Here is a 22,603-nt window from a genome sequence, read left to right on the forward strand (position 1 = left end):
GGATGTCGACCGGGCTGGTTTCCCTCTCGATTACAAATGGTTCGCCCTATGGAACCGAACAATTGGGTTCGACAACCGTAAATCCCGATGCTAACTCCAATTTCCGGGGGAATTTCATGAATTGGTCGCGCTGTCCCTCATAGAACGATCAACAGGTTCGCAGGGCGACGGATGGCAGCATTGGCCAATACCGGGAGGGGTCCGGCTTCACTGCTCGGATTACGAGTTGCCGATGGATCAATTGGAGGAGCCGCTCGACCCGCAAAGCTGGATCGCGGCAATCGCGCGCCTGCATGATCGCGCCGCAGCGGATGACGAGCCGACGCATCAAGAGCGCTACTTGCGCAGCGCCCATACGCTGTCGCGCCTCGCCCCGGCTGCGCTCGGGGATATATTCGCATCCGAGGCGTCCGAGGCGGAATATGACGAATTCCTGCGCGCGAGCGACCTCTACAAGGCCTCGATCGAACTGCTGAACCCGTCGCTAAAGCTGGTGATTGCCAAACCCGACGGGACGCTCAAGCTGGAGGTCCACGCGCCCGTTTTCGATGCCGTCGGGGCGGCGAACGACGTGTTTCCCCGTGCCATCGTGCTTGGCTGGACGCGATGCGTGATGGCGATGGCGGATCGGGCCGATGAAATCGAAACCGATGTCAGCCGTCAAGACCGGCATACACGCCGGTCCGAACCGCATCCGCCGTCGAGTTCGCATTGATCTTGGAGAACATGTTGGCGCGGTGGATCTCGACCGTGCGCGGGCTGATGCCGAGATTGCGTGCGATTTCCTTGTTCGACAGGCCGTTGGTCAGGCTTGCCAGCACTTCGGATTCGCGGCTCGAAAGCCCGCGAACCAAAGACTGGGCTTTCTCGATCCGTTCGAACTTGGCGCGGCGCACTTCGGCGCGCTTCGTGATATCTCGTAGCGCCCGCTCGAAGCTGTCAGAACTTTGCGGCCATTCGAGGTAGCCGACCGCACCCGACAGCATTGCCTCGATCACGCGTTCGACCTCGGGTTCGTCCGAATACATCGCCACCGGCAGCGTTGCATATGCCGAATCGCCTGCCTCGTTCAATCGCGCAAGCGGTCGGAATTCGCCGCCCTCGAACGCGAGTACGTACCCGCTGCGCGCGCGCCAGGAGAGGAACTCATCGGTATTTTCATAGATTTCGACGTGTTGTCCGTTCTGCAGTATCAGGCGCGAGATTTCCGCGCGCCTTGCAGCATCGGGATCGATGACGTGTACTTGCATGTAATTGCGACCTGACGGGTTACCCAAGACCTGCAGTTTCCCCTATGCGACAGCCCCGAACAACTAGGTGCTAACGCGTAAACCGGTCAAGGGACAGGCAGGTTGGACAACGCGTATGACCGTGCCGTGCGGGTCAGCGGAAGGGCGGTTCGTTGAACGCGCGCAGCTTGCGCGAATGCAGTCGCGGGCCCTCGGCGCGAAGTAGCTGGCAGGTGCGGACCCCGATCTGGAGGTGCGCTGCGATCGCCTCCTCGTAGAACTTGTTGGCCTGGCCCGGCAACTTGATCTCGCCGTGGAGCGGCTTGTCACTGACGCATAGCAGCGTGCCGTAGGGGACGCGGAAGCGATAGCCCTGCGCGCTGATCGTGGCACTTTCCATGTCGATCCCGACTGCGCGGCTGAGTGACAGGCGACGCGCCGAACTGGTGTAGCGCAGCTCCCAGTTGCGATCGTCGGTGGTGACGACGGTGCCGGTGCGCATTCGCTTCTTCAAATCGCTGCCATGCTCGCCCGAGACTTCCTCCGCCGCGGTGGCCAGCGCCTGTTGCACCTCGGCGATCGCGGGGAGGGGGATTTCGGGCGGCAACACCGGGTCGAGAACATGGTCGTCGCGCAAATAGGCGTGGGCGAGCACGTAGTCGCCGATCTTCTGGCTCGGGCGCAGGCCGCCGCAATGTCCGATCATGAGCCAGGCTTCGGGGCGCAGCACGGCGAGATGGTCGCAGATCGTCTTCGCGTTCGACGGACCGACACCGATATTGACCAGCGTGATCCCGCCGCGGTCCTCGCCGACGAGGTGGTAGGCAGGCATCTGGTGGCGCCGCCAGGCGGTGTCCGACAGGCGGTTCCGTGCGTGCTCGACCGGTTCGGACAGGTGCAGCCCGCCCGCGCCGTGGAGCGCCTGATAACCGTTCTTCCCGAGCTGGGCGCCCGCCCAGTCGACGAATTCGTCGACGTAGCGGTGGTAATTGGTGAACAGGATGAAGCGCTGGAAATGCTCTGTGCTGGTGCCGGTATAATGGGCCAGCCGCGCGAGGCTGAAATCGGTCCGCAGTCCGTCGAACAGCGACAGCGGCTTGGGAAATTCGGGATCCTGCAGGTCGTAGCCGTCGGCCAGTTCGTCGCCGATATCGGCGAGCTCGGTCGAGGGGAAATGGCGCGCGAGGTCGTTCGGGCTGACCGAAGCCATCGCCGCGCCTGCCGCACCATCGAGCACGTAGGGGAAGGGAATCTCCTGGGTAGACCGTCCCACCGAGATCTCGACGTCGTAATCGGCGCTCAGCAGGCTCAGCTGCTCTTCGAGATAGGCTGCGAACAGCGTCGGCTTGGTGATCGTGGTGGCATAGATACCGGCCTCGTTGAGCCGCCCGAAGCTGCGTCCGAACCCGCCGGCGGCCTCGCCCCCGCGATAGCGCAGACGCAATTCGGGATAGCACCAGGCGCTTTCCTGCCGCCGGCTATCGGGCGGGATCGTGCCGTCCTTGGCAAACGCGGCAATATCGGCCTGAAGGGTGGCGACGGCTTCGTCGTAGAGCCGCTGCAGGTCTTCGATGATCTTTTTCGTCTTTTGCATCGCGGGCTGATAGCCATAGCAATGTTACAAAGCAAAGGGAGGGCATGCCTTCCGGTCGCTTCCCCAAGTCCGGGCGGCATCTGGTCACTGTCCGAATCCGACCGATTGCCGCACCCGATTTTCGAATTACAAGGTGGGAATGCGATCGAGGTCTCGGCTGGTACCGCGGGGCCCTGTTGCTGGTCCGTTACAACGATCCGCAATCGCAGGTCGGTATCCGGACCATGGGCGAAGCGGCCAGCGTGCTGATAAGGCTGGGGCAACTGGAAGAGGCGCGCGACCTGCTGGTCGATGCGTCGGAAATCACGCGGGAGCGCCTGGCGTCGGCGCCGGAATTCGACGCGGTCGCCCGCCGCCAGCTGGACGAGGCCGGCCCGATCTTTCTCGACCGGGTGAGGACCGATTGGTTGCTTTCGCGAGCACCATGAAAAAGGGGCGCGGTCCCTAGCGAACCGCGCCCCCTTGTCGTTGCTTGATCGAAAGCGATCAGCCTTCGGTCGTTTCGTCCGTGGCTTCGGCTTCTTCGCCCTCGGCCGAATCCACACCCTCTTCGAGCATTTCGGCCGGGATCTCGCCGGGTTCGGCGTTGGGATCGCGTTCCTCGGTGAAGTCCGACGGAACGTTGTCCTCTTCGAACATCTGCGCCATCACGTCGACGCCCTGCGCCTGGAGTTCGGCTTCGTCGTCCGAACGGGCGACGTTGGCCTTGACCGTGATCGAGACTTCGGGGTGGAGGTCGATGCGCACGTCATGCATGCCGATCGTCTTGATCGGGTTGCCCATGATGACCTGCTTCTTGTCGATCTCGTGGCCCTTTTCCTCGAGGCCGGCGACGATATCGCGCACGTTGACCGAACCGTAGAGCTGGCCCGAGTTCGACGAGGCACGGATCAGGACGATCTCGGTACCGTCGATCTTTTCGCCCGCCTTCTCGGCTTCGGTGCGACGCTCGGCGTTCTCTTTCTCGAGACGCTCGCGGTTGGCTTCGAAGACCTTCTTGTTGGCCTCGTTGGCGCGCAGCGCCTTCTTGTTCGGCAGCAGGTAGTTGCGCGCGTAGCCGTCCTTGACGGTCACGACGTCGCCGATGGTGCCGAGCTTCTCGATCCGCTGGAGGAGAATGATATCCATGTGCTCTCTCCTTACTTCACGATGTAGGGCAGCAGGCCCAGGTGACGCGCACGCTTGATCGCCTTGGCGAGTTCACGCTGCTTCTTGGCGGAAACGGCGGTGATGCGCGAAGGCACGATCTTGCCGCGTTCGGACATGAAGCCCTGGAGCAGGCGCACGTCCTTGTAATCGATGGCGGGTGCATCCTTGCCCGAGAAAGGGCACGACTTGCGGCGGCGGAAAAACGGACGGGCCATCAGCTGTCTCCCCGGCGTTTGCGATCGCGGTCGTTCTTGCGCATCATGACCGACGGGCCTTCTTCGTGCTCTTCGACGCGGATGGTCAGGAAGCGCAGGACGTCTTCGTTGATGCGGGTCTGGCGCTCGAGCTCGGCGACGACCGAACCCGGTCCGTCGATGTTGAGCATGACGAAATGCGCCTTGCGGTTGCGGTCGATCTTGTAGGCGAGATTCTTGAGGCCCCAGGTCTCCGTCTTGGTGACCTTGCCGTCGTTCTTCTCGACGATTTCGGTGGCTTGCGCGGCCAAGGCGTCGACCTGAGACTGACTCAGGTCCTGGCGCGCAAGAAACACGTGCTCGTAAAGAGCCATGCATCTTCCTTTCACTTCAATGCCGATCGCTGGCTGATCCGCGGGATTGCGGGGCCCCTCCGGCTTTCTTGGATTTCCCGGCTGTGCTGGGAAGCGGCGCACATAGCGCGATCGGCGAATAATGCAAGCGCGAAGCGGGCTTGCCAGCGGCAGCGCGAGACAGCAATGCGATCGCGCAAAGAGGGAGAAACGAATGCCCGGTGGTTTGACGGCCCTGCTCGACGATGTCGCGGTGATCGCGCGCGCGGCGGCGGCTTCGGTGGACGATGTCGCGGTGGCGGCGGGACGTGCAGGCTCGAAGACCGCGGGCGTGGTGATCGACGACGCGGCGGTGACTCCGTCCTACGTCACCGGCCTCACCCCCGATCGCGAACTCCCGCTGATCTGGAACATCACCAAGGGCAGTTTCAAGAACAAGCTGATCTTCCTGCTGCCCGGCGCATTGTTGCTGAGCGAGTTCCTGCCCTGGGCGATCATCCCGATCCTGATGCTTGGCGGTCTGTACCTGTCCTACGAAGGTGCCGAGAAGGTGATGGAGAAGCTCGGCGGGAAGAAGCACGGCGACACGCTCGAAGACCCGATCGAGGACCTGGCCAAGTTCGAGAAGGAAAGGACTGCAGGGGCCATCCGAACCGACTTGATCCTTTCGGCGGAGATCATGGCGATCACGCTCAACGAGGTCGCCGCCGATACGCTCTTCACCCGCGCTGTCGTCCTGGCGCTCGTCGGGATCGCGGTGACGGTGGCGGTTTACGGCACGGTCGCACTGATCGTGAAGATGGACGATATCGGTCTGCACCTCGCGGAAAAGCCCGGCGCCGGTGCGCAGAAATTCGGCGATTTCCTCGTTCATGCGATGCCTAAATTGCTGACCGCGCTTTCCTTCATCGGCACCATCGCGATGCTGTGGGTCGGCGGCGGAATCCTGCTCCACGGGCTCGAGGAGTTGGGCTGGCATGCCCCGGCCGAGATCGGTCACGGTATCCAGCATGCTGTTGAGGACATGACCGGCGCGCTGTCGGGCATCCTCGGATGGGCGACTTATGCCGCCTATTCGGCGCTGGCGGCGCTGGGCGTGGGGGCGGTGGTGGCCGTGGTGCTGCACAAGGTGTTCAGGGTCGGCAGCGACGGGGCGCATTGACGGTCGTCAGAGCCGCGCAAGCACACCTTTCGCGAATTCGCTGAGCGTATCGTCGCGCGCGCCCATCACCACGACCCGGTCGCCGGGACGGGCGAGTTCGACGATCCGTTCGCCGCATTGCTCGCGGCTCGCGATGTGTTCGGCCGAACCGCCGACTTGCTCGATCATCGCGACGATCCGTTCGCTGCCTTCGCTGCGGTCGGTCGTGCCGCCGAAATAGACCGGGTCGGAGAAGATCGCGACGTCGTCGCTGTCCAGTTCGCGGGCGAAAGTCTCGGCGAGCTCGTGCCCCATCTGCCTGAGCGGCCCGTAGCCATGGGGCTGGAAGAACGCGATCACGCGCCCCGGATGGGCCTTGAGCGTGCGCAATGTGGCCGCGCATTTCTCCGGATTGTGGCCGAAATCGTCGATCACGATCACGCCCGATTCGCTGGTCCCGACGATATCGAAACGTCGCGCGAGGCCGGTGAAATCGCCCAGCGCCTCGACCGAAGCAGCGACCGGCACCCCGGTCGCCGCCGCGCCCGCGATCGCGGCCAGCGCATTCGACAGGTTGTGACGCCCGGGCATGGCGAGTCGCAGGGCATGCGTGCTGCCATCATGGCGATCCACGACCATCGCCGCCTGGCGGGTCGGGCTTTCTGCCCGCGATCCGGCATCGATGCCGATCTGCGCCCGCGTCTGATCGATGCCGAAGGTGATCGCCTCTGACGCGCGCGGCAGCAAGGCGAGCGATTCCTCGTCGTCGGCGTTGATTACCGCGATCCGGCTGCGCTCGAGATAGTCGCCGAACAATGCGCGCAATTCGTCCATCGACTTGTGGTCGAGCGAGACGTTGAGCAGCACCCCCACCGCCGGGCGATAAAGCGCGATCGAGCCGTCGCTCTCGTCGACTTCGCTCACATAGAGCGACTGACCGCCGACCGCCGCGCTGGCGTAGGGGCGCTCGTCCGAGACGAAGTTCTTCATCACCGCGCCGTTCATGATGGTCGGGTCGCGCCCCACCGCGTGGAGGATCCAGCCCAGCATCGCGGTGACGGTCGACTTGCCGCTGGTCCCGGCAATCCCGATCCCGGCACCGCTCGTGTTGAACAGGATCGAGTTGAGTTCGGCGCGGGTCAGCCGCAGCAGGTCGAGCTCGGTGGCGCGCCGAATTTCGGGGACCGTGTCCTCGATCGCGGCAGAGGCGACCAGCACCTGGTCCGCGCTCACGATACCGCTGCCGTCCTGCGGGCGGAGATCGAAACCCTGCCGCTCGAGTGCGGCGAATTTCTCCGGCGTGCGGCCCTGGTCGAAACTGCGATCCGAGCCGCCCACCACGCACCCGCGGCCTTTCAGGATCTGCGCCAGCGGCAGCATGCCCGATCCGCCGATTCCGCAAAAAAAGAACGGGCGGGCGAACAGTTCGTCGGGGGAGGGGAAATCGGTCATGGGCAAAACGCCTATGCGGGGAGTGGCGCTTTGTGAAGCGGATGTTAGAGGCTTGGGCATGACCACGCGGATCGCCATCTGCTGTCCCGGCAAGCGCCTGCGCCGCGAGCGCGCGGAAAAAGTCGCCACGCTCGCGAAGGCCGAATTTCCGGACGTGGAACTCGTCTTCGCCGAACAGTGCTTTCACGAAGAGGGGCACTTTGCCGGCGACGACGACACACGTCTCGAAGCGTTTCTCCAGGTGGCGAACGATCCGCAGATCGACGCGGTGTGGTTCGGCATGGGCGGCTATGGCGCGAACCGGATTGCGCGCGACGCGATTGCCGGGCTTGGCGCGGCGGCGAAGCACAAGAAATTCCTGGGCTATTCCGACACCGGCACCTTGCTGGGTGCGCTTTACAAAGCCGGGATCGGCGTGCCGGTGCACGGCCCGCTGGTGGGCGATATCAAGCGCGAGGGCGGCGAGGAGGCAGTGCGCCGTGTGCTTCGTTACCTGACCGGAACGGGGCGCGCCGGCGATCTCGAACCGTCGCTCGACGAGCGCCCGGTCGCCGCGTTCAACCTGATGACGCTGGCGATGCTGGTCGGCACCGAGTTCACGCCCGACCTGACCGATCACGTGGTGATGGTCGAAGAGGTCGGCGAGCATCTCTATGCGGTCGACCGGCTGATGTTCCACGTTACCGAGCACCTTCGCGGGATTGCGGGGCTGCGGCTCGGTCGCATTTCGCAAGTGCCCGCAAACGACCGTCCGTTCGGCAGCGGCGAGGAGGATATCGCGCGTGACTGGTGCGAACGCACCGGCATCCCCTATCTCGGGCGGGCCGATATCGGCCACGATGCCGCCAACAGGATCGTGCCCTTCGGACTTGCGGGGCGCGACGTGCAGGCATAGGCGGCGCGACGAGAGGAGTTACCATGATTGCATTCGTATTTCCCGGCCAGGGCAGCCAGAAGGTCGGCATGGGCGCCGAACTGGCCGAAGCCAGCGCCGTGGCGCGCCAGACGTTCGAGGAAGTCGACGACGCGTTGAGCCAGAAGCTGTTCGCACTGATGACGAACGGTCCGGCCGACGACCTGACGCTGACTGCCAACGCCCAGCCCGCGATCATGGCGCATTCGCTCGCCGTTCTGCGCGTGCTCGAGGATGGCGGGCTCAAGCTCGCCGACAAGGCCAATTGCGTCGCGGGTCATTCGCTCGGCGAATATTCGGCACTGGCGGGCGCGGGCGCGTTCCGGCTTGACGAAACGGCGCGCCTGCTCCGCCTGCGCGGGCAGTCGATGCAGGAAGCGGTGCCAGTGGGCGAAGGCGCGATGTGCGCGCTGCTCGGCGCTGACATGGAGAAGGGCGAAAAGCTCGCCGAAGCCGCCGCCGAAGGCCAGGTATGCGAACTCGCGAACGACAACGATCCGGGTCAGGTCGTACTCTCGGGCCATGCCGAGGCGATAGAGCGCGCGATCGCCATGGCGAAGGACCACGGGATCAAGCGCGGCGTGAAGCTGCCTGTTTCTGCACCGTTCCACAGTTCGCTGATGCAGCCCGCCGCCGACGCCATGGCCGGCGCACTCGAGCTCACCCCGCCCGGTGCGCCGAGCGTACCGCTCTACGCCAACGTCACCGCGGCGCTCGAAGGCGATCCGCCGCGCATTGCCAAGCTGCTGGTCGACCAGGTCACCGGCCGCGTCCGCTGGCGCGAAAGCGTGATCGCGATGAAGGAAGCGGGCGTCACCCATTTCGTCGAACTGGGCGGCAAGGTGCTCGGCCCGATGATCGGCCGCACTGTCGACGACGTGACCGTCACCTCGGTGGTGACGATGGACGATATCGAAGCCCTCGCGAAGGAGATCGGATAATGTTTTCGCTCGAAGGAATGACCGCGCTCGTGACCGGAGCGTCCGGCGGGATCGGCTCTGAAATCGCCAAGGCGCTGGCGCGACAGGGCGCGCGGCTCGCATTGTCGGGCTCGAACGGCGGCAAGCTGCGCAGCTTCCGCGAGGAACTCAATGACGAGATCGGCGGCGACCATGTCGAGATCACCTGCGACCTGTCGAACAGCGAGAGCGTCGAGGAACTGGTCCCGGCGACGATCGACACGCTCGGCAAGCTCGACATCCTCGTCAACAATGCCGGCATCACGCGCGACAACCTCGCCATGCGGATGAAGGACGAGGAGTGGGAGCAGGTGATGACGATCAACCTCGAATCGACCTTCCGCCTGATGCGCGCCGCCGCGCGGCCGATGATGAAGGCCCGGTTCGGACGGATCGTCACGATCACGAGCGTGGTCGGCGCGACCGGTAATCCGGGGCAGATGAATTACGCCGCGGCCAAGGCCGGGGTCACCGGAATGACCAAGAGTTTCGCGCAGGAAGTCGCCAGCCGCGGGATCACTGCCAATTGCGTCGCGCCGGGCTTCATCCGCACGCCGATGACCGACGTTCTGCCCGACGCCCAAAAGGAAGCGCTCAACCAGCGCATCCCGATGGGCCGAATGGGCGAGGGCGAGGATATCGGCAGCGCGGTGGCGTTCCTCTCGTCGAGGGAAGCGGACTACATCACTGGCCAGACGCTCCACGTGAACGGCGGCATGGCGATGATCAGTTGAGGGTTTTTATCCCCAATTCTCCCCGTAAAACCGGTGCGGGAACTTGCCCGCTTGGCCTCACCCGTTAAGGGTAATATCCATGTTTTCCGGCGCTGGCAGGCGATTCCGGCCCTGTCCGCGCCCAGAGGGGTAAGGCACTAGCCATGAAAGCCACGATCGAACGCGCCACGCTTCTGCGGTGCCTCAGCCACGTCCAGTCGGTGGTCGAGCGGCGCAATACCATCCCGATCCTCGCCAACGTCCTGCTCGAAGCCTCGGGCGACGGCGCGATCAAGGTGACCGCGACCGACCTCGACCTGCAGGTGGTCGAAAGCCAGCAGGCCGTCTCGGTGGAGAGCCCCGGCGCGATCACCGTCTCGGCGCACCTGCTGTTCGACATCGCGCGTAAGCTGCCCGACGGCAGCCAGGTCAGCCTCGAAGCCGCCGACGGCCGAATGACGGTCAAGGCCGGGCGGAGCCGCTTCAAGCTGCCGACGCTGCCGCGCGACGATTTCCCGATCATCGCCGAAGGCGACCTGCCGACCAGCTTCGCGATGCCTGCGAAGACGCTCGCCGAACTGATCGACCGCACGCGTTTCGCGATCTCGACCGAAGAGACGCGCTACTACCTCAACGGTATCTTCTTCCACGTCGCCGACGATGACGGCCCCGTGCTCAAGGCCGCCGCGACCGATGGCCATCGCCTCGCGCGCTTCACCCTCCCGCGCCCCGATGGCGCCGAGGGCATGCCCGACGTGATCGTCCCGCGAAAGGCGATCGGCGAACTGCGCAAGTTGCTAGAGGAATCGCTCGACGGCGATGTGCAGATCGACCTTTCGGCGAGCAAGGTGCGATTCTCGATGGGCGGAGAGGGCGGAACGATCCTCACCAGCAAGCTGATCGACGGGACCTTCCCCGATTACAGCCGCGTCATTCCGACCGGGAACGACAAGCTGCTCAAGATCGACCCGAAGACCTTCTACGCAGGCGTCGACCGCGTCGCGACCATCGCCACCGAGAAGACCCGCGCGGTCAAGATGGCGCTCGAAAACGACAAGGTCACGCTCTCGGTCACCAGCCCCGACAACGGCACCGCGGCAGAAGAAGTGCCCGCGAGCTATTCGAGCGAAGGCCTCGAGATTGGCTTCAACGCCAATTACCTCAAGGACATCCTCGGCCAAATCGACAGCGACAATGTCGAACTGCATCTCGCCGATCCTGGCGCGCCGACGCTGATCCGCAAGGACCAGGACAGCCCCGCGCTCTACGTCCTTATGCCGATGCGGGTGTAGCGCCACCGCAAGGTTCTGGACGATGAACTAGGCTGCCTCGGGCAGAGCCTCGCCTTCGTCGAGAAATGCCCTGATTTCGGCGACCGCTTCCTCGCTGTGGGTCAGCAGGAAGAGGTGGCCGCCATCCTCGAATTCGACGAGTTTGGCATTCGGGATCAACCCCGCGAGGATCTTGCCGTTGGCAGGCACGACGATGCGATCGTCGCCGCCCATCATCACCAGCGTGTCCTTCTTCAGGAACGGCAGCGCGGGGGCGCTGGTCCAGCCGAGCATGGCAATCAGCTGGTAGAGGTAACCGCGCGGGGAAGGGGGCTTGATCCGCCCGATGTGATCGCGCCTCGCGGTCGCCTTCGTGTCGCGCGTCATGCCGCCATAGAGCGTGGCGAAATGCTCGTTCATGTAGTTCGGATCGACGTAGCGGCGCGGGTCGACCATCTTCGACAGCGCCGACCACTTGCCGGGCACCATCAGCATGCCCGGGGTGGTCGCGGCAAGCACCAGCTTGCGCGTACGACCGCCGTGCTGGAGCGCGAAATGCTGCGCCATCGCGCCGCCCCAGGACACACCCATCACATCGACTTCCTCGTTGCCGAGCGAGTCGAGCAGCTGTGCCGCCGTCCAGCACATGGTGAAGGGATTGTAGGGCAGCACCGGCTCGGGCGATTCTCCCACCCCCGGCATGTCGAAAATGATGAAACCTCGCTCCGGCATGGCCTCGGCCAGCGGCGCGACCGCCTCGATATTGGCACCGATACCATTGAAGAACAGGATCGGCGGGTGGTCCGACGGTTCGTCGAGCCGCCAGTGCGCAACGCGCAACGTGCGACCGCCGACCTCTTCGAGCGACACGGTAGCGGAATTCATCGGATCGCCCATGCAATCGGCCTTTTCATTGTGCGCCGCAACGTGTGTCAGCATGCCTCGCGCACGTAAAGCCCCGGGGCCGGATCGCTCGCCGGGTATTCCTTGCTTCCGACCTCCTTCGGTGCGTCGACAAGATCACCCGATCGCGCCTGCAGCCACTCCATCCAGAACGGCCACCAGCTACCCGCGACTTCTTCTGCGCCCTCGATCCACTTCTCGGCCGTGGCGGGGAGCTTGCCCTTCTTTTTCTGGACGAAATACTTTGCCTTGGGATTTGTCGGCGGGTTGAGGATCGCCTGCATGTGACCCGACTGGCTGAGTACGTAGGTCACGTCCTTCGATCCGAACAGTTGCGTCGAGCGATAGGTCGCACGCCACGGGGTAATGTGGTCGGTCACCCCGCCGAGAATGAAAAGGTCGCTCTTCACCTTCGAAAGGTCGACCTTGTGGTCGAGCATGGCGACCTCGCCCTTCTTCGTGAAGGCAAGCGTTTCATAGATGGTGAGGAAATCGCCCATCAGGCTGGCCGATAGATTGGTCGCATCGGCATTCCAGTAGAGCACGTCGAAGGCTGGCGGGTCTTCGCCCAGCAGGTAGTTGTTGACGACGTAGTTCCAGATCAGGTCGTTGGGTCGCAGCCATGCGAAGCCGCGCGCAAGATCGTCGCCCTTGATCACGCCCGCCTTGTCCGCGCGGCGGCGGGCGAGGGCGAGCCCGTTCTCGCTGATAAGCGACCCGGCCTCGATATCGTTCTGCTTGGGATGCAGCACGCAGACCATCAGCGTCAGCGCGCCGAGCAAATTGTCCCCATCGGCCGCCATCTTGCTCGCGAGCATCGCAGCAGTCTGTCCGCCCGAGCAGCCGGCCGAGACGTTGACCTTGTCCGACCCGGTGATTGCCGCGGTCACTTCCATCGCCTCGCGGCACGAGCGGACGTAATCGGCCATGTCCCAGCTGCCCTGTTCGGGGCTCGGGTTCTTCCAGCTGATGACGAAGGTCTGGATGCCGTTGTCGACGAGGTATTTCACCACCGACTTCTCGGGCGAGAGGTCGTTGATATACATCTTGTTGATCTGCGGCGGAATCGTGAGCGCCGGCACTTCGTGGACCTTGTCGGTGCTCGGCGCGTAGTGGACCAGTTCGAACATCTCGGTCCGGTGGACGACCGCGCCGGGGCTGGTCGCGATGTTCCGGCCCAGTTCGAACGGGCGTTTGTCGACCTGGCTGACCATGCCCTTGTTCTCGGTCATGTCGGTGTAGGCGTTCTTCAAGCCCTTGATCAGGCTGAGCCCGCCGCTGTCGATCGCGCGCTTCTGCGCGGTCGGGTTGCCCGCCAGCGTGTTGGTCGGTGCGATCGAATCGATGATGATGTTGGAGATGAACCGCGCCCGGTCGCGTTCGAGTTCGTCGAGCTCGAGCTCGTCGAGCCACTCGGCCATCCCCTTCTGCACGGCAAGGTAATATTGCGCCCCGGCGCGCATGAACGGGTTGTACTGCCACGCCGGGTCCATGAACCGCCGGTCCTTGGGGTGCGGGGCGAGTTCGGACTGGCCGGTCATGATCTTGACCATTTCCGAACCCATCGCCTGGCTGTGACGCATCAGCCGCGCAGGATCGGACGCCGTTTCGCGCAGCAATACCGCGACCGCGCCGAAGATATCCTCGCGCGTCAGGCCGATCAGCGGGCCGAGCGCCGAAGTGTGCTGTGCGGCTTCGTCTTCTAGGTCAGGCATCAATCCGCTCCCCTCGCGGCAATCATGGCGTCGATATCGACGAATTTCTCGCGCGGGCTGCCCTCGCGGGCAGCGGCATTCTCGGCATCTTCGATCCTTTTCCAGTCCTGGAAGGTGACGACGTCGAGCCCGCGTTCGGCGGCGAGTGCGTCGAACCCCTCGCGCCCCTTCTTGCCGCCCTTGCCCAGCGCGCCGCTGGCGATGTCGTCCTCGATCAGGTCGACGATACCGAAGCCATCGGGCTTGTTGGTTCCGATCGTGCCCGAGGGGCCGCGCTTGGCCCAGCCGACCGCATAGAGGCCGGGCAGGATCCGGCCCTCGTCATTGGCGAAGCGACCGGCGCGCTCGTCGAACGGCACGCCCTCGATCGGGGCGGTTCGGTATCCGATCGCGGTGAGCACGATCCCGCAGGGGATGGTATAGGTTTCGCCGGTACCGACGGCGCGGCCGGCCTCGACCTTGGTGCGCTCGACCTCGATGCCGGAAACCCTGCCCTCTTCGCCGATGATGGCTTTCGGGCTGGCGAAGAAATCGAATTCGATCTCGATCGTCTTGTCGGCGCGCTCGCTCTCCGGAATGGCGGCGAAACTGCGGACATGCGCGACCGACTTGCGCAGTCCCGGTTCGAGCAGCGCGTCCTCTTCCCCGTCGGGCAGGTCGTCGGCATCGACCCGCGGCGTGGCGCGTTCAAGGAGCATGAGCTCGCCCAGTTCCTTGGGCGTCATCATGATCTGGTGCGGCCCGCGCCGACCGAGGATGACGATGCGGCGGATCGCGGAGCTCTCGAGCGCGTCGAGCGCGTGCAGCACGATGTCGCTGCCCTCGAATTCGGCGGTCGTCTTGGCGAGGATTCGCGCGATGTCGAGCGCGACATTGCCCATCCCGATGACCACCGCCGTCTCGCTCGAGAGGTCGGGGTCGAGCCCGGCGAACTGTGGATGGCCGTTGTACCAGCCGACGAATTGCGCGCTCCCGTGAACCCCGGCGAGATCGGCACCCTCGATCGAGAGCGTCCGGTCGTGCGGCGCGCCTGTCGCCAGCACGACCGCGTCGTAAAGCGATTGCAATTCGGCGATCGAGACATCGCTGCCGATCGTGACGTTGCCTACGAACCGGACATGGTCGGTAAACGCGGTCTTTTCATAGCGTCGCGAGACGGCCTTGATCGATTGATGATCGGGCGCGACCCCCGTCCGGATCAATCCGTAGGGCACCGGCAGGCTGTCGAACACATCGACCCGCACATCGCCGCCCCATTTCTTCTGCGCCGCCTCGGCCGTGTAATATCCCGCCGGGCCGGAGCCGATAACCGCGATATGCCGCATCGCCTCTCCTGTCTCTCCCGGTTTCTTAAGACCTCGACCGGGCTTGCGATCGAGGATGCCCGCCTCCGAACCCATTGGCAAGCAGGCGGCGCAGTTGGGCGAACCTAAAGCCGGAATTAACCATTATGTCATACCACCCCCTAAGCTCTCGCGCGCTACGCGTGTGCGGGGGAGTTGCGCACGGGGTCGATGCGCCGCGGAAGGGAGTCGTCTTGCTCGAAATATTGCGCAGGAATTCCGGCGGCGACTGGGGAAAGTATTCAGCTCTCCTCGACCCGCTGAGCCGCGAGGAAATCGCGCAAAGCGTCCTGCTGATGCGCGAGTACGAATCCAGCGGGCACGGCTGGTTCTGGTCGACCGACAGCCATGGCCGCATCACCTATATTTCGCCGCGTCTCGTCGCCCAGATAGGGTTCGAGGAAGGGCAGCTGATCGGGCGCACCCTCGGCCGGGTGTTCGTCGAGGATCGCGAGATCGAACGCGCCGAGGACGATGACGGCCGCGCCCGGGGGCTCAAGATCTACCTTGCAGGCCGCAAAGCGTTCTCGAACATCGTGATCCACACGCAATGCGGGAAGTTCGACCAGCGCTGGGCATTGAGCGGGCATCCCCAACGCGACAACGATGGTCGGTTTGCCGGTTATCGCGGGCACGCGGTCGACGTGACCGAGCAATATCGTTCGGAATCCGAAGCTTCGCGTCTCGCCATGTTCGATTCGCTGACCGGACTTTCCAACCGCCATCGCCTGACCAGCCAGCTCGATCGCGAAATGAAGGTTTGTGTCGCGGCCAAACGATCTTGCGCGGTGATGATGCTCGATCTCGACCGGTTCAAGGCGGTCAACGATACGCTCGGCCACCAGGCCGGCGACGAACTGCTCAAACAGGTCGCGCAGCGATTGCGCAATCTGATAAAGGACGAGTTCGAGCTCGGCCGGCTCGGGGGTGACGAGTTCCAGATCATCCTGCCCGATATCGACGATCGCGGTCGCCTCGCCGATCTCGGGCATTCGATTGTCACCCACCTCTCGCAACCCTATTCGGTCGACGGCAATCGCTGCGTCATCGGCGCATCGGTGGGCATCGCGGTGGCGCCCTATGACGGCATAACCAGTGAGGAACTGGTGCGCGGTGCCGACCTCGCGCTCTACGCCGCCAAGGGCAGCGGGCGCGGGCAATTCCGCTTCTATTCGTCCGAGCTCCACGACAAGGCTCGCGAACGCAACGATATCGAGGAAGCGCTGCGCGATGCGCTCCAGAACGAGGAATTGTCGCTGCATTACCAGCCCTTCGTCCACCAGGAGAACGGCAAGGTGGCGGGCTACGAGGCGCTGATGCGGTGGCAGCATCCGAAGATGGGCTGGATCGAGCCGTCGAAGTTTATCCCGATCGCCGAAGAGACCAATCTGATCACCTCGCTGGGAGAGTGGGCGATCCGCCAGGCCTGCAGGGACGCGGCGAAGTGGCCGAACGACGTTTCGGTCGCGATCAATGTGTCGGCGGCACAGTTTCAGCAGGAGGGACTCGCCGCGATCATTGGCGGCGCGCTCGCCGCCTCCGCGATCGATCCGGCAAGACTCGAGATGGAAATCACCGAAAGCGTCTTCATCAGCGACATGGAGCGTACCGACAAGCTGTTCCGTGACCTGAAAAAGCTCGGGGTGCGGCTGTCGCTCGATGATTTCGGGACCGGCTTCTCCTCGCTCAGCTATCTCGGTCGCGCTCCTTTCGACAAGGTCAAGATCGACCGCAGTTTCGTGGTCGGCTCGACCGAAGAGGGGTCGCGCAATCCAGCGATCATTTCCGCGATCGTGAGCGTCGCTGGAGCGCTTGGCATGCGCACCACGGTCGAAGGCGTCGAGGCGCTCGACGAGCTGGCGTTGGTGCGCGAGAAGGGCGTCGACTACATCCAGGGCTATCTCTTCTCCAAGCCGCTGACGCAGGACAAGATCCTCGAAAAGCAGGGATCTGGGGAATGGGTGCTCGAGGCCAAGGGGCCCTCGCGCAATCGCGCCCAGCGCTTGAGCGTGCTCCGCAAGATCGGCGTGATCCACGGCGATTACCGCTATGAGGTGCGCATGAGGAACCTCTCGCGAACCGGGGCAATGATCGAGGGGGTCTCCGACGTTCCGGTGGGCACGGAGCTGGTTCTAGACCTCGGCGAAGGCCAGCTCGCCGTGGCGACCGTGCGCCGATCGGAGGGGGACGTGCAGGGGGTCGAGTTCGAGACCGGCCTCGTCAATGACGGCGCCGACGGGTTGTGCACCCGCTTCCGGATCAGCCCCTATGCGCTCGCTGCCGCGGGCATGCCGCTCCAGGCGCTCCCGCCCGGTGCCTATCCGCTCGCCGAAAACGTCCCGGCGACGACCGAGTCCCGCCCGAGCTTCGAAACCCGCACCTTTGCCGACACGGCGACGAGGCGCGGGTCCGACTGATCGACGCTCGGTGCGCGCCGGTGCCGCGAGCGCTGGCCTTGCCGCAACTCCCCCGCTAAAGGGCGCAGCACACGCGCACCCCCGCGCATCTGCCCATTAGAAGCGTTCAATGACCGACCTTTCCAAGATCCGCAATTTCAGCATCATCGCGCATATCGACCATGGCAAGTCCACGCTGGCGGACCGGCTGATCCAGGCGTGCGGCGGGCTGACCGAGCGCGAGATGTCCGAGCAAGTGCTTGATAACATGGACATCGAGAAGGAGCGCGGGATCACCATCAAGGCCCAGACCGTGCGCCTTTCCTACACCGCGAAGGACGGCGAGACCTACGAGCTCAACCTGATGGACACGCCCGGCCATGTCGACTTCGCCTACGAGGTCTCGCGCTCCCTCGCCGCCTGCGAAGGCGCGCTGCTGGTGGTCGACGCGGCCCAAGGCGTGGAAGCCCAGACCCTCGCCAACGTCTACCAGTCGATCGAGCACGACCACGAGATCGTCCCTGTCATCAACAAGATCGACCTCCCCGCCGCCGAGCCCGAGCGCGTCGCCGAGGAGATCGAGGAAATCGTCGGCATCCAGGCGACCGGGCCTTGGGCTGAGGGCGGCGCCGTCCTCGCCAGCGCGAAATCCGGCCTCGGCGTCGAGGACGTGCTCGAGGCGCTGGTCGCGCGCATCCCCCCGCCGCAAGGCGATCGCGACGCGCCGCTCAAGGCCAGCCTCGTCGACAGCTGGTACGATCCCTATCTCGGCGTGGTCATCCTCGTCCGCGTGATCGACGGCGTCCTCAAGAAGGGCCTCAACGTCCGCTTCATGCAGGGCGGCACCCAGCACCTCGTCGACCGCGTCGGCTGCTTCCGGCCCAAGCGCACCGACCTCGCGGAGATCGGCCCCGGCGAGATCGGCTTCATCACCGCGCAGATCAAGGAGGTCGACCAGGCCCGCGTCGGCGACACGATCACCACGGTCAAGGGCGGGGCGGACAAGCCGCTGCCCGGCTATCGCGAGCCGCAGCCGGTGGTGTTCTGCGGGCTGTTCCCGGTCGACGCCGCCGATTTCGAGAAGCTGCGCGAAAGCATCGGCAAGCTGCGCCTCAACGATGCGAGCTTCACCTACGAGATGGAGAGCAGCGCGGCACTCGGCTTCGGCTTCCGCGCCGGCTTCCTCGGCCTGCTGCACCTCGAGATCATCCAGGAGCGGCTCTCCCGCGAATACGATCTCGACCTCATCACGACCGCGCCCAGCGTCGTCTACCGCGTCCACCTCGGCAAGACGAAGAACGAGGACGCGAAGGTGATCGACATCCACAACCCCGCCGACTGGCCCGACGTCAACCGCATCGACGCGATCGAGGAACCGTGGATCAAGGCGACGATCTACACGCCGGACGAATATCTCGGCCCGATCCTCAAGCTGTGCCAGGACCGCCGCGGCGTCCAGACCAACCTCACCTATGTCGGCGGCCGCGCGCAGGTGACCTACGAGCTCCCATTGAACGAGGTGGTGTTCGACTTCTACGATAGGTTGAAGTCCATATCGCGCGGCTATGCCAGCTTCGATTACGAGCAGATCGGCCTGCGCGAAGGCGACCTCGTGAAGATGAACATCCTCGTCAATGCCGAGCCGGTCGACGCGCTCTCGCTGATCGTCCACCGCACCGTGGCGGAAGAACGCGGCCGCGGCATGTGCGAGCGCCTCAAGGACCTCATCCCCCGCCACCTCTTCAAGATCCCGATCCAGGCCGCCATCGGCGGCAAGATCATCGCCCGAGAGACGATCGCCGCCCTGCGCAAGGACGTCACCGCCAAGTGCTACGGCGGCGACATCACGCGCAAGAAGAAGCTGCTGGAGAAGCAGAAGAAGGGCAAGGCGCGGATGCGGGAGTACGGGAACGTGTCGATTCCTCAGGAAGCCTTTATTGCAGCGCTCCGAATGGGCGAGGAATAACTCTCATTCTGAGGATGCGGGAGCGCCCGTAAGGCGGCCTGCCCCGGCGGAGGCCGGGGAGGAGCGATATCCGGTCGGTTTACTAGGTTTTCAGTAGCTTCCGAAGTCGGCCTTTGATGTTTTCTAAAACAAGTTTCAGGTGAGCTTTAGAGTTATCAGTCAACGTACCGGTATGGCCAACAGCATTTCTGACCGGTTTGAAATTAATTGCGTCAAGCCAGAGAGACTGTTTCGACTTGTCTTTGGATCCTTCGGCGGTGAACGCGAGATCGTCCATTCCAAGGTAGCTTAGATCGTCATCGTCTCGCCTTATGTCAAAGCTTATATTCGCTTCTTCTTTCCTCTTCTCCTCGGTTTCTCGATAGCCTTTTATATTTGTCTTAATCCCCTCAATGGGAGCTATCCCTTTATGCCCAACATACTTCCTTATAAGGTTTTCGGAAAGAAAGCAGTCTGCGTACGAAGAAAGATTAAACTCGGCATCGGGTTCAAGATCATCAAGCCATTTTTCTACTAAATCGGCGTTGGCGTCGGTCTTTTTCAACTTGAATTCTTTTTTTGCTGCCCCGGCCAGTTCGGCAGCCTTTCGATCCTTCACGCTTTTACGCTTGTTTTCATCGTCGCCGGTCTGCCGATATTTTATACGAAGCTCATCCCACTGATCAATGACCTGCGGGAAGAGGGTGGACTTGAGATAATCTATTAGCTCAACGAAATTGTCGTCGTCTGCGACCACTCCTTCGCGACTGCTGGTGAACGGTGAGTCCCCATCTCCATCCATCGAATTGAAATGAATTTGCCCATATACGTAGCTTTCTACAATCCTCTGGGATGGTAGATGGCTTAGAATATTCTTTTCCCGAAGTCGTCCATTTACAAAAAGGTCGACTGTCGCTCTTTCGCCTTTGCCACGAATATTAAGGTGGCTTGGCTTTTCGACGGTGGCGATAAAGCCAGTAAGATCTAGTTCCGTCTCCGGAGCGTCAACTTGCTCCTTCAGATTTGTAAACGCCTTTTTAAATTCATCGTCATAGCTTTCGATCTTCCACACAAATTCAGTCTTAGACGTGAGCGTTTGCAGATCGTCCAAACTGATTGGTTTTCCATTCACATGGATTGTGAAGGCTTCATCCAAAAGAGAGAAATGAAAGGAGAGCGCAAGCAATTTTCGGATTTGTTCTTCAGAAGTTCGCAGGATTCGGTCCGCGCCTTCGAAGACTATAATCGTGCCAGTTTCGTGACCATCTTCTTTCCCAATAAGAAGATTTTCATCGGGCTGTTCGAGTTGATATTGGCCAGGTTCTAGGTCATCGGTTATGGCTTCATCTAGGCCACTATTATCGATGACGCCGCCCACATAATCCTCGTCGGCGTCGTCTCTTGTGAAAATAGTGATTCTTTCTGCGCAAGAAAGAAGAGCGAGTTTTCCGATACCTTTGGCTCCGATGAAGGGTCGTCCGGATTCCGATTCCGAGCCTAAATCCTTTCTTTTCGAATAGCCTATTTTCAAGAACTTATTCTGAAAATCGGCGGCGTTCATCCCATTCCCGTCGTCCTTCACATAGAAGGAATTCTTGTTTTTATCGAAGGAAATCCAGACATTATTTGCGTCGGCATCCCATGAATTGGAAATTGCCTCACCCAGAACGGTGATGAAATTGCGATATAGGTTTCGACCCAAATGGTTGAGAACACTTAATGATATCGCAAAATTGAACTCGCTGGCGTCTTCCTCTTCCATCTCTCTACCCCGTTGCTTGAATTATGCTGCTCCCAATAGCTCGCCCGAGTTCCACCGGAACTGCATTTCCGATCCAGCGGCCCACTTCCTTCATTTTCGGCTTTTCGCCGCACGGAAGAAATGCGTATTCCGGCGGAAATGACTGCAGATTTGCAGCTTCGCGAAGACTTATCGCCCGGTTCTGTTCTGGATGTCCGAACCGTCCATTGCCGAACCCGAAGCATTGAGTCGTCATGGTTGGTGAGGGCTTGTCCCATTCCATGCGCGCATAAACGCCGGGATACGTCTTCCCGCTGACACGGCGATGACATTCCGCCCGGAGGTCTTCCGGCCAGTCTCGCCATGTCCCGCCTGGCTTGGCCGCAATCATCCGCTGCATGTTGAGAGGCGACAACTCCGACGCGACGTGGAGCGTGTCATGGTGGTGTGTCTGTCCCGCTTCGATTGGCGGTAGGTCGGCGATCGCGTCTCGGACGGTTCGACCAACATTCTCCGATGTTGGTAGGCGGCCAACCTTCCGGCGCCGTGCAGCAACAACAACCAGCCGCCGCCGCTTTTGTGGAACGCCGAACAATTCGCACTTCGCGATCGTCACGCGTAGAGGGTAGCCCGCTTCATTCAAAATCCCTTTGAACATGCGAAATACGGAACCGTTCTTGTAACGCAGCAGCGATGGCACGTTTTCCATAGTGACAAAGTCGGGCTGCACTTCGGCGGCCAGTTCGGCGAACTTCCTCACCAGCCCCCATTGGGGGTCTTCTGCGTATCTCTGCTTATACGTCGAGAAGGGCTGGCATGGTGCGCAGCCTGCCAAAACGCTAGGTGCCTCCCCTGAATAATGGCTCATGATTTCATACGCCGACATCTTGCCGACGTCGCGTTTGATGAATTCCCCTCCATTATTCGTCTCGAAGGCGAACTTGCAGCGCTCATCGGTATCGTATCCGGCCAAAATCTTGCACCCGGCAAGCTTCAAGCCGTGGCTCAGGGCGCCAACCCCGCAGAAGAGGTCCACGACTTCCGGCTGCGCACTCATCGTCCCAGCTCCAAAAATTCAACCAGACGATCGACGATTTCTTCGGGCTTTTCAGCTTCGCATTGCCACACGACCATCGTTTCCCACCCCAATTCGGACAAGTCGTTCAAGTTCTTATTGTCCCTCATAATATTCGCGTCAAATTTGTTTTCCCAGAATTCCACATTGGTCTTCGGCGTTGTGGCTTTCTTGCAATCGTGCCGATGCCAATAGCAGCCGTGCACGAAGATGACCTTCTTCTTTCCCGGAAAAACGAGGTCGGGTGTTCCCGGCAGATCACGTCGATGCAGTCGAAACCGATACCCAAGTTTGTGGACGAGTCGACGGACGGCCATCTCCGGATTGGTATCCTTGCCGCGTACACGCGACATCAAGCGGCTGCGCTCTTCCGGGCTAAGGTTATCCACCATCAGGGTGCTACTAGGTAATGATGTACGGCGGGGCGAGGGGTCTTTTGTTGAGACCCTCAAACGCCGGGCGCGTGCCATCCGGCTCGCTTGGCTTCGCCGCATAAGCGGCGGCGGCCGGTCGGCCT

The 22,603-nt window shown here is 62.5% G+C and carries 21 protein-coding genes; 9 read left to right on the forward strand and 12 right to left on the reverse strand.

Features of this window, described 5'->3' with window-relative positions:
- Window positions 1–121: 121 nt before the first annotated feature.
- On the forward strand, window positions 122–715 hold the full coding sequence (locus IEW49_RS04600) for a hypothetical protein (RefSeq protein ID WP_188641572.1): 594 nt from the start codon (window positions 122–124) through the stop codon (window positions 713–715).
- Here IEW49_RS04600 and IEW49_RS04605 read toward each other — a convergent pair.
- Both IEW49_RS04605 and IEW49_RS04610 read right to left on the reverse strand, forming a co-directional pair.
- On the reverse strand, window positions 654–1,250 hold the full coding sequence (locus IEW49_RS04605) for a response regulator transcription factor (RefSeq protein WP_188641573.1): 597 nt from the start codon (window positions 1,248–1,250) through the stop codon (window positions 654–656). The two genes, IEW49_RS04600 and IEW49_RS04605, sit on opposite strands and share 62 nt — an antisense overlap.
- Before the next feature lie 133 nt (window positions 1,251–1,383).
- On the reverse strand, window positions 1,384–2,823 hold the full coding sequence (locus tag IEW49_RS04610) for an AMP nucleosidase (protein ID WP_188641574.1): 1,440 nt from the start codon (window positions 2,821–2,823) through the stop codon (window positions 1,384–1,386).
- Between the two features lie 176 nt (window positions 2,824–2,999).
- Here IEW49_RS04610 and IEW49_RS04615 point away from each other — a divergent pair, with 176 nt between their 5' ends.
- Window positions 3,000–3,251 (forward strand): hypothetical protein, encoded by a 252-nt coding sequence (locus IEW49_RS04615; RefSeq protein ID WP_188641575.1) that lies wholly within the window; start codon window positions 3,000–3,002, stop codon window positions 3,249–3,251.
- Window positions 3,252–3,309: 58 nt separating this feature from the next.
- Here IEW49_RS04615 and rplI read toward each other — a convergent pair whose 3' ends face one another.
- From rplI to rpsF, 3 genes are read right to left on the reverse strand one after another with little or no spacing between them, the layout of a single operon-like run.
- A complete protein-coding gene (gene rplI, locus IEW49_RS04620) occupies window positions 3,310–3,951 on the reverse strand; it encodes a 50S ribosomal protein L9 (protein WP_188641576.1) in 642 nt (213 codons plus the stop codon).
- 11 nt (window positions 3,952–3,962) lie between these two features.
- Window positions 3,963–4,187 (reverse strand): 30S ribosomal protein S18, encoded by a 225-nt coding sequence (gene rpsR / locus IEW49_RS04625; RefSeq protein ID WP_188641577.1) that lies wholly within the window; start codon window positions 4,185–4,187, stop codon window positions 3,963–3,965.
- On the reverse strand, window positions 4,187–4,540 hold the full coding sequence (gene rpsF, locus IEW49_RS04630) for a 30S ribosomal protein S6 (RefSeq protein WP_188641578.1): 354 nt from the start codon (window positions 4,538–4,540) through the stop codon (window positions 4,187–4,189). Before rpsF ends, rpsR begins: the two co-directional genes overlap by 1 nt.
- A gap of 193 nt (window positions 4,541–4,733) precedes the next feature.
- Here rpsF and IEW49_RS04635 point away from each other — a divergent pair, with 193 nt between their 5' ends.
- Window positions 4,734–5,681 carry a DUF808 domain-containing protein gene (locus IEW49_RS04635; RefSeq protein WP_188641579.1) on the forward strand — a complete coding sequence of 316 codons (948 nt, stop codon included), beginning with the start codon at window positions 4,734–4,736 and terminating at the stop codon, window positions 5,679–5,681.
- Between the two features lie 6 nt (window positions 5,682–5,687).
- Here the strand turns inward: IEW49_RS04635 and IEW49_RS04640 are convergent, their stop codons facing one another.
- The gene (locus IEW49_RS04640) at window positions 5,688–7,112 is read right to left on the reverse strand and encodes a glutamate ligase domain-containing protein (protein ID WP_188641580.1); all 1,425 of its coding nucleotides are present in this window, start codon (window positions 7,110–7,112) and stop codon (window positions 5,688–5,690) included.
- A gap of 58 nt (window positions 7,113–7,170) precedes the next feature.
- On the opposite strand from IEW49_RS04640, the gene IEW49_RS04645 reads away from it, so the two are divergent.
- The 4 genes from IEW49_RS04645 (at window position 7,171) to dnaN (ending at window position 10,989) form a co-directional block, all read left to right on the forward strand.
- A complete protein-coding gene (locus IEW49_RS04645; RefSeq protein WP_188641581.1) occupies window positions 7,171–8,007 on the forward strand; it encodes an LD-carboxypeptidase in 837 nt (278 codons plus the stop codon).
- Window positions 8,008–8,030: 23 nt separating this feature from the next.
- Window positions 8,031–8,966, forward strand: coding sequence for an ACP S-malonyltransferase (gene fabD / locus IEW49_RS04650; protein ID WP_188641582.1), 936 nt, complete (start codon window positions 8,031–8,033; stop codon window positions 8,964–8,966).
- Entirely contained in the window at window positions 8,966–9,718 is a 753-nt protein-coding gene (gene fabG, locus IEW49_RS04655; protein ID WP_188641583.1) for a 3-oxoacyl-[acyl-carrier-protein] reductase, read from the forward strand. The genes fabD and fabG overlap by 1 nt, the downstream gene beginning before the upstream one ends.
- 143 nt (window positions 9,719–9,861) lie before the next feature.
- A complete protein-coding gene (gene dnaN, locus IEW49_RS04660; RefSeq protein WP_188641584.1) occupies window positions 9,862–10,989 on the forward strand; it encodes a DNA polymerase III subunit beta in 1,128 nt (375 codons plus the stop codon).
- Window positions 10,990–11,016: 27 nt separating this feature from the next.
- On the opposite strand, the gene IEW49_RS04665 is transcribed toward dnaN, so the two are convergent.
- The 3 genes from IEW49_RS04665 to IEW49_RS04675 are packed head-to-tail and all read right to left on the reverse strand — an operon-like array spanning window position 11,017 to window position 14,911.
- Window positions 11,017–11,907: an alpha/beta fold hydrolase gene (locus IEW49_RS04665; RefSeq protein ID WP_229658083.1), complete on the reverse strand. Its 891-nt coding sequence runs from the start codon at window positions 11,905–11,907 to the stop codon at window positions 11,017–11,019.
- Window positions 11,901–13,586 (reverse strand): PHA/PHB synthase family protein, encoded by a 1,686-nt coding sequence (locus tag IEW49_RS04670; RefSeq protein WP_188641585.1) that lies wholly within the window; start codon window positions 13,584–13,586, stop codon window positions 11,901–11,903. Before IEW49_RS04670 ends, IEW49_RS04665 begins: the two co-directional genes overlap by 7 nt.
- The gene (locus IEW49_RS04675) at window positions 13,586–14,911 is read right to left on the reverse strand and encodes an FAD-dependent oxidoreductase (RefSeq protein WP_188641586.1); all 1,326 of its coding nucleotides are present in this window, start codon (window positions 14,909–14,911) and stop codon (window positions 13,586–13,588) included. Before IEW49_RS04675 ends, IEW49_RS04670 begins: the two co-directional genes overlap by 1 nt.
- A gap of 212 nt (window positions 14,912–15,123) precedes the next feature.
- Here IEW49_RS04675 and IEW49_RS04680 point away from each other — a divergent pair, with 212 nt between their 5' ends.
- Complete coding sequence (locus IEW49_RS04680; protein ID WP_188641587.1) at window positions 15,124–17,346, forward strand: EAL domain-containing protein; 2,223 nt, start codon at window positions 15,124–15,126, stop codon at window positions 17,344–17,346.
- A 109-nt stretch (window positions 17,347–17,455) separates the two neighbouring features.
- Window positions 17,456–19,291 carry a translation elongation factor 4 gene (lepA, locus tag IEW49_RS04685; RefSeq protein ID WP_188641588.1) on the forward strand — a complete coding sequence of 612 codons (1,836 nt, stop codon included), beginning with the start codon at window positions 17,456–17,458 and terminating at the stop codon, window positions 19,289–19,291.
- 82 nt (window positions 19,292–19,373) lie between these two features.
- On the opposite strand, the gene IEW49_RS04690 is transcribed toward lepA, so the two are convergent.
- Genes IEW49_RS04690 through IEW49_RS04700 form a run of 3 tightly spaced genes read right to left on the reverse strand, consistent with a single transcriptional unit; the run spans window position 19,374 to window position 22,478 of the window.
- Window positions 19,374–21,032: an ATP-binding protein gene (locus IEW49_RS04690; protein ID WP_188641589.1), complete on the reverse strand. Its 1,659-nt coding sequence runs from the start codon at window positions 21,030–21,032 to the stop codon at window positions 19,374–19,376.
- Between the two features lie 4 nt (window positions 21,033–21,036).
- Window positions 21,037–22,068 carry a DNA cytosine methyltransferase gene (locus IEW49_RS04695; protein ID WP_188641590.1) on the reverse strand — a complete coding sequence of 344 codons (1,032 nt, stop codon included), beginning with the start codon at window positions 22,066–22,068 and terminating at the stop codon, window positions 21,037–21,039.
- A complete protein-coding gene (locus IEW49_RS04700; protein ID WP_188641591.1) occupies window positions 22,065–22,478 on the reverse strand; it encodes a very short patch repair endonuclease in 414 nt (137 codons plus the stop codon). The genes IEW49_RS04695 and IEW49_RS04700 overlap by 4 nt, the downstream gene beginning before the upstream one ends.
- Window positions 22,479–22,603 lie beyond the last annotated feature (125 nt).

The organism is Pseudoblastomonas marina, from assembly GCF_014641655.1.
GTDB lineage: Bacteria > Pseudomonadota > Alphaproteobacteria > Sphingomonadales > Sphingomonadaceae > Alteriqipengyuania_A > Alteriqipengyuania_A marina.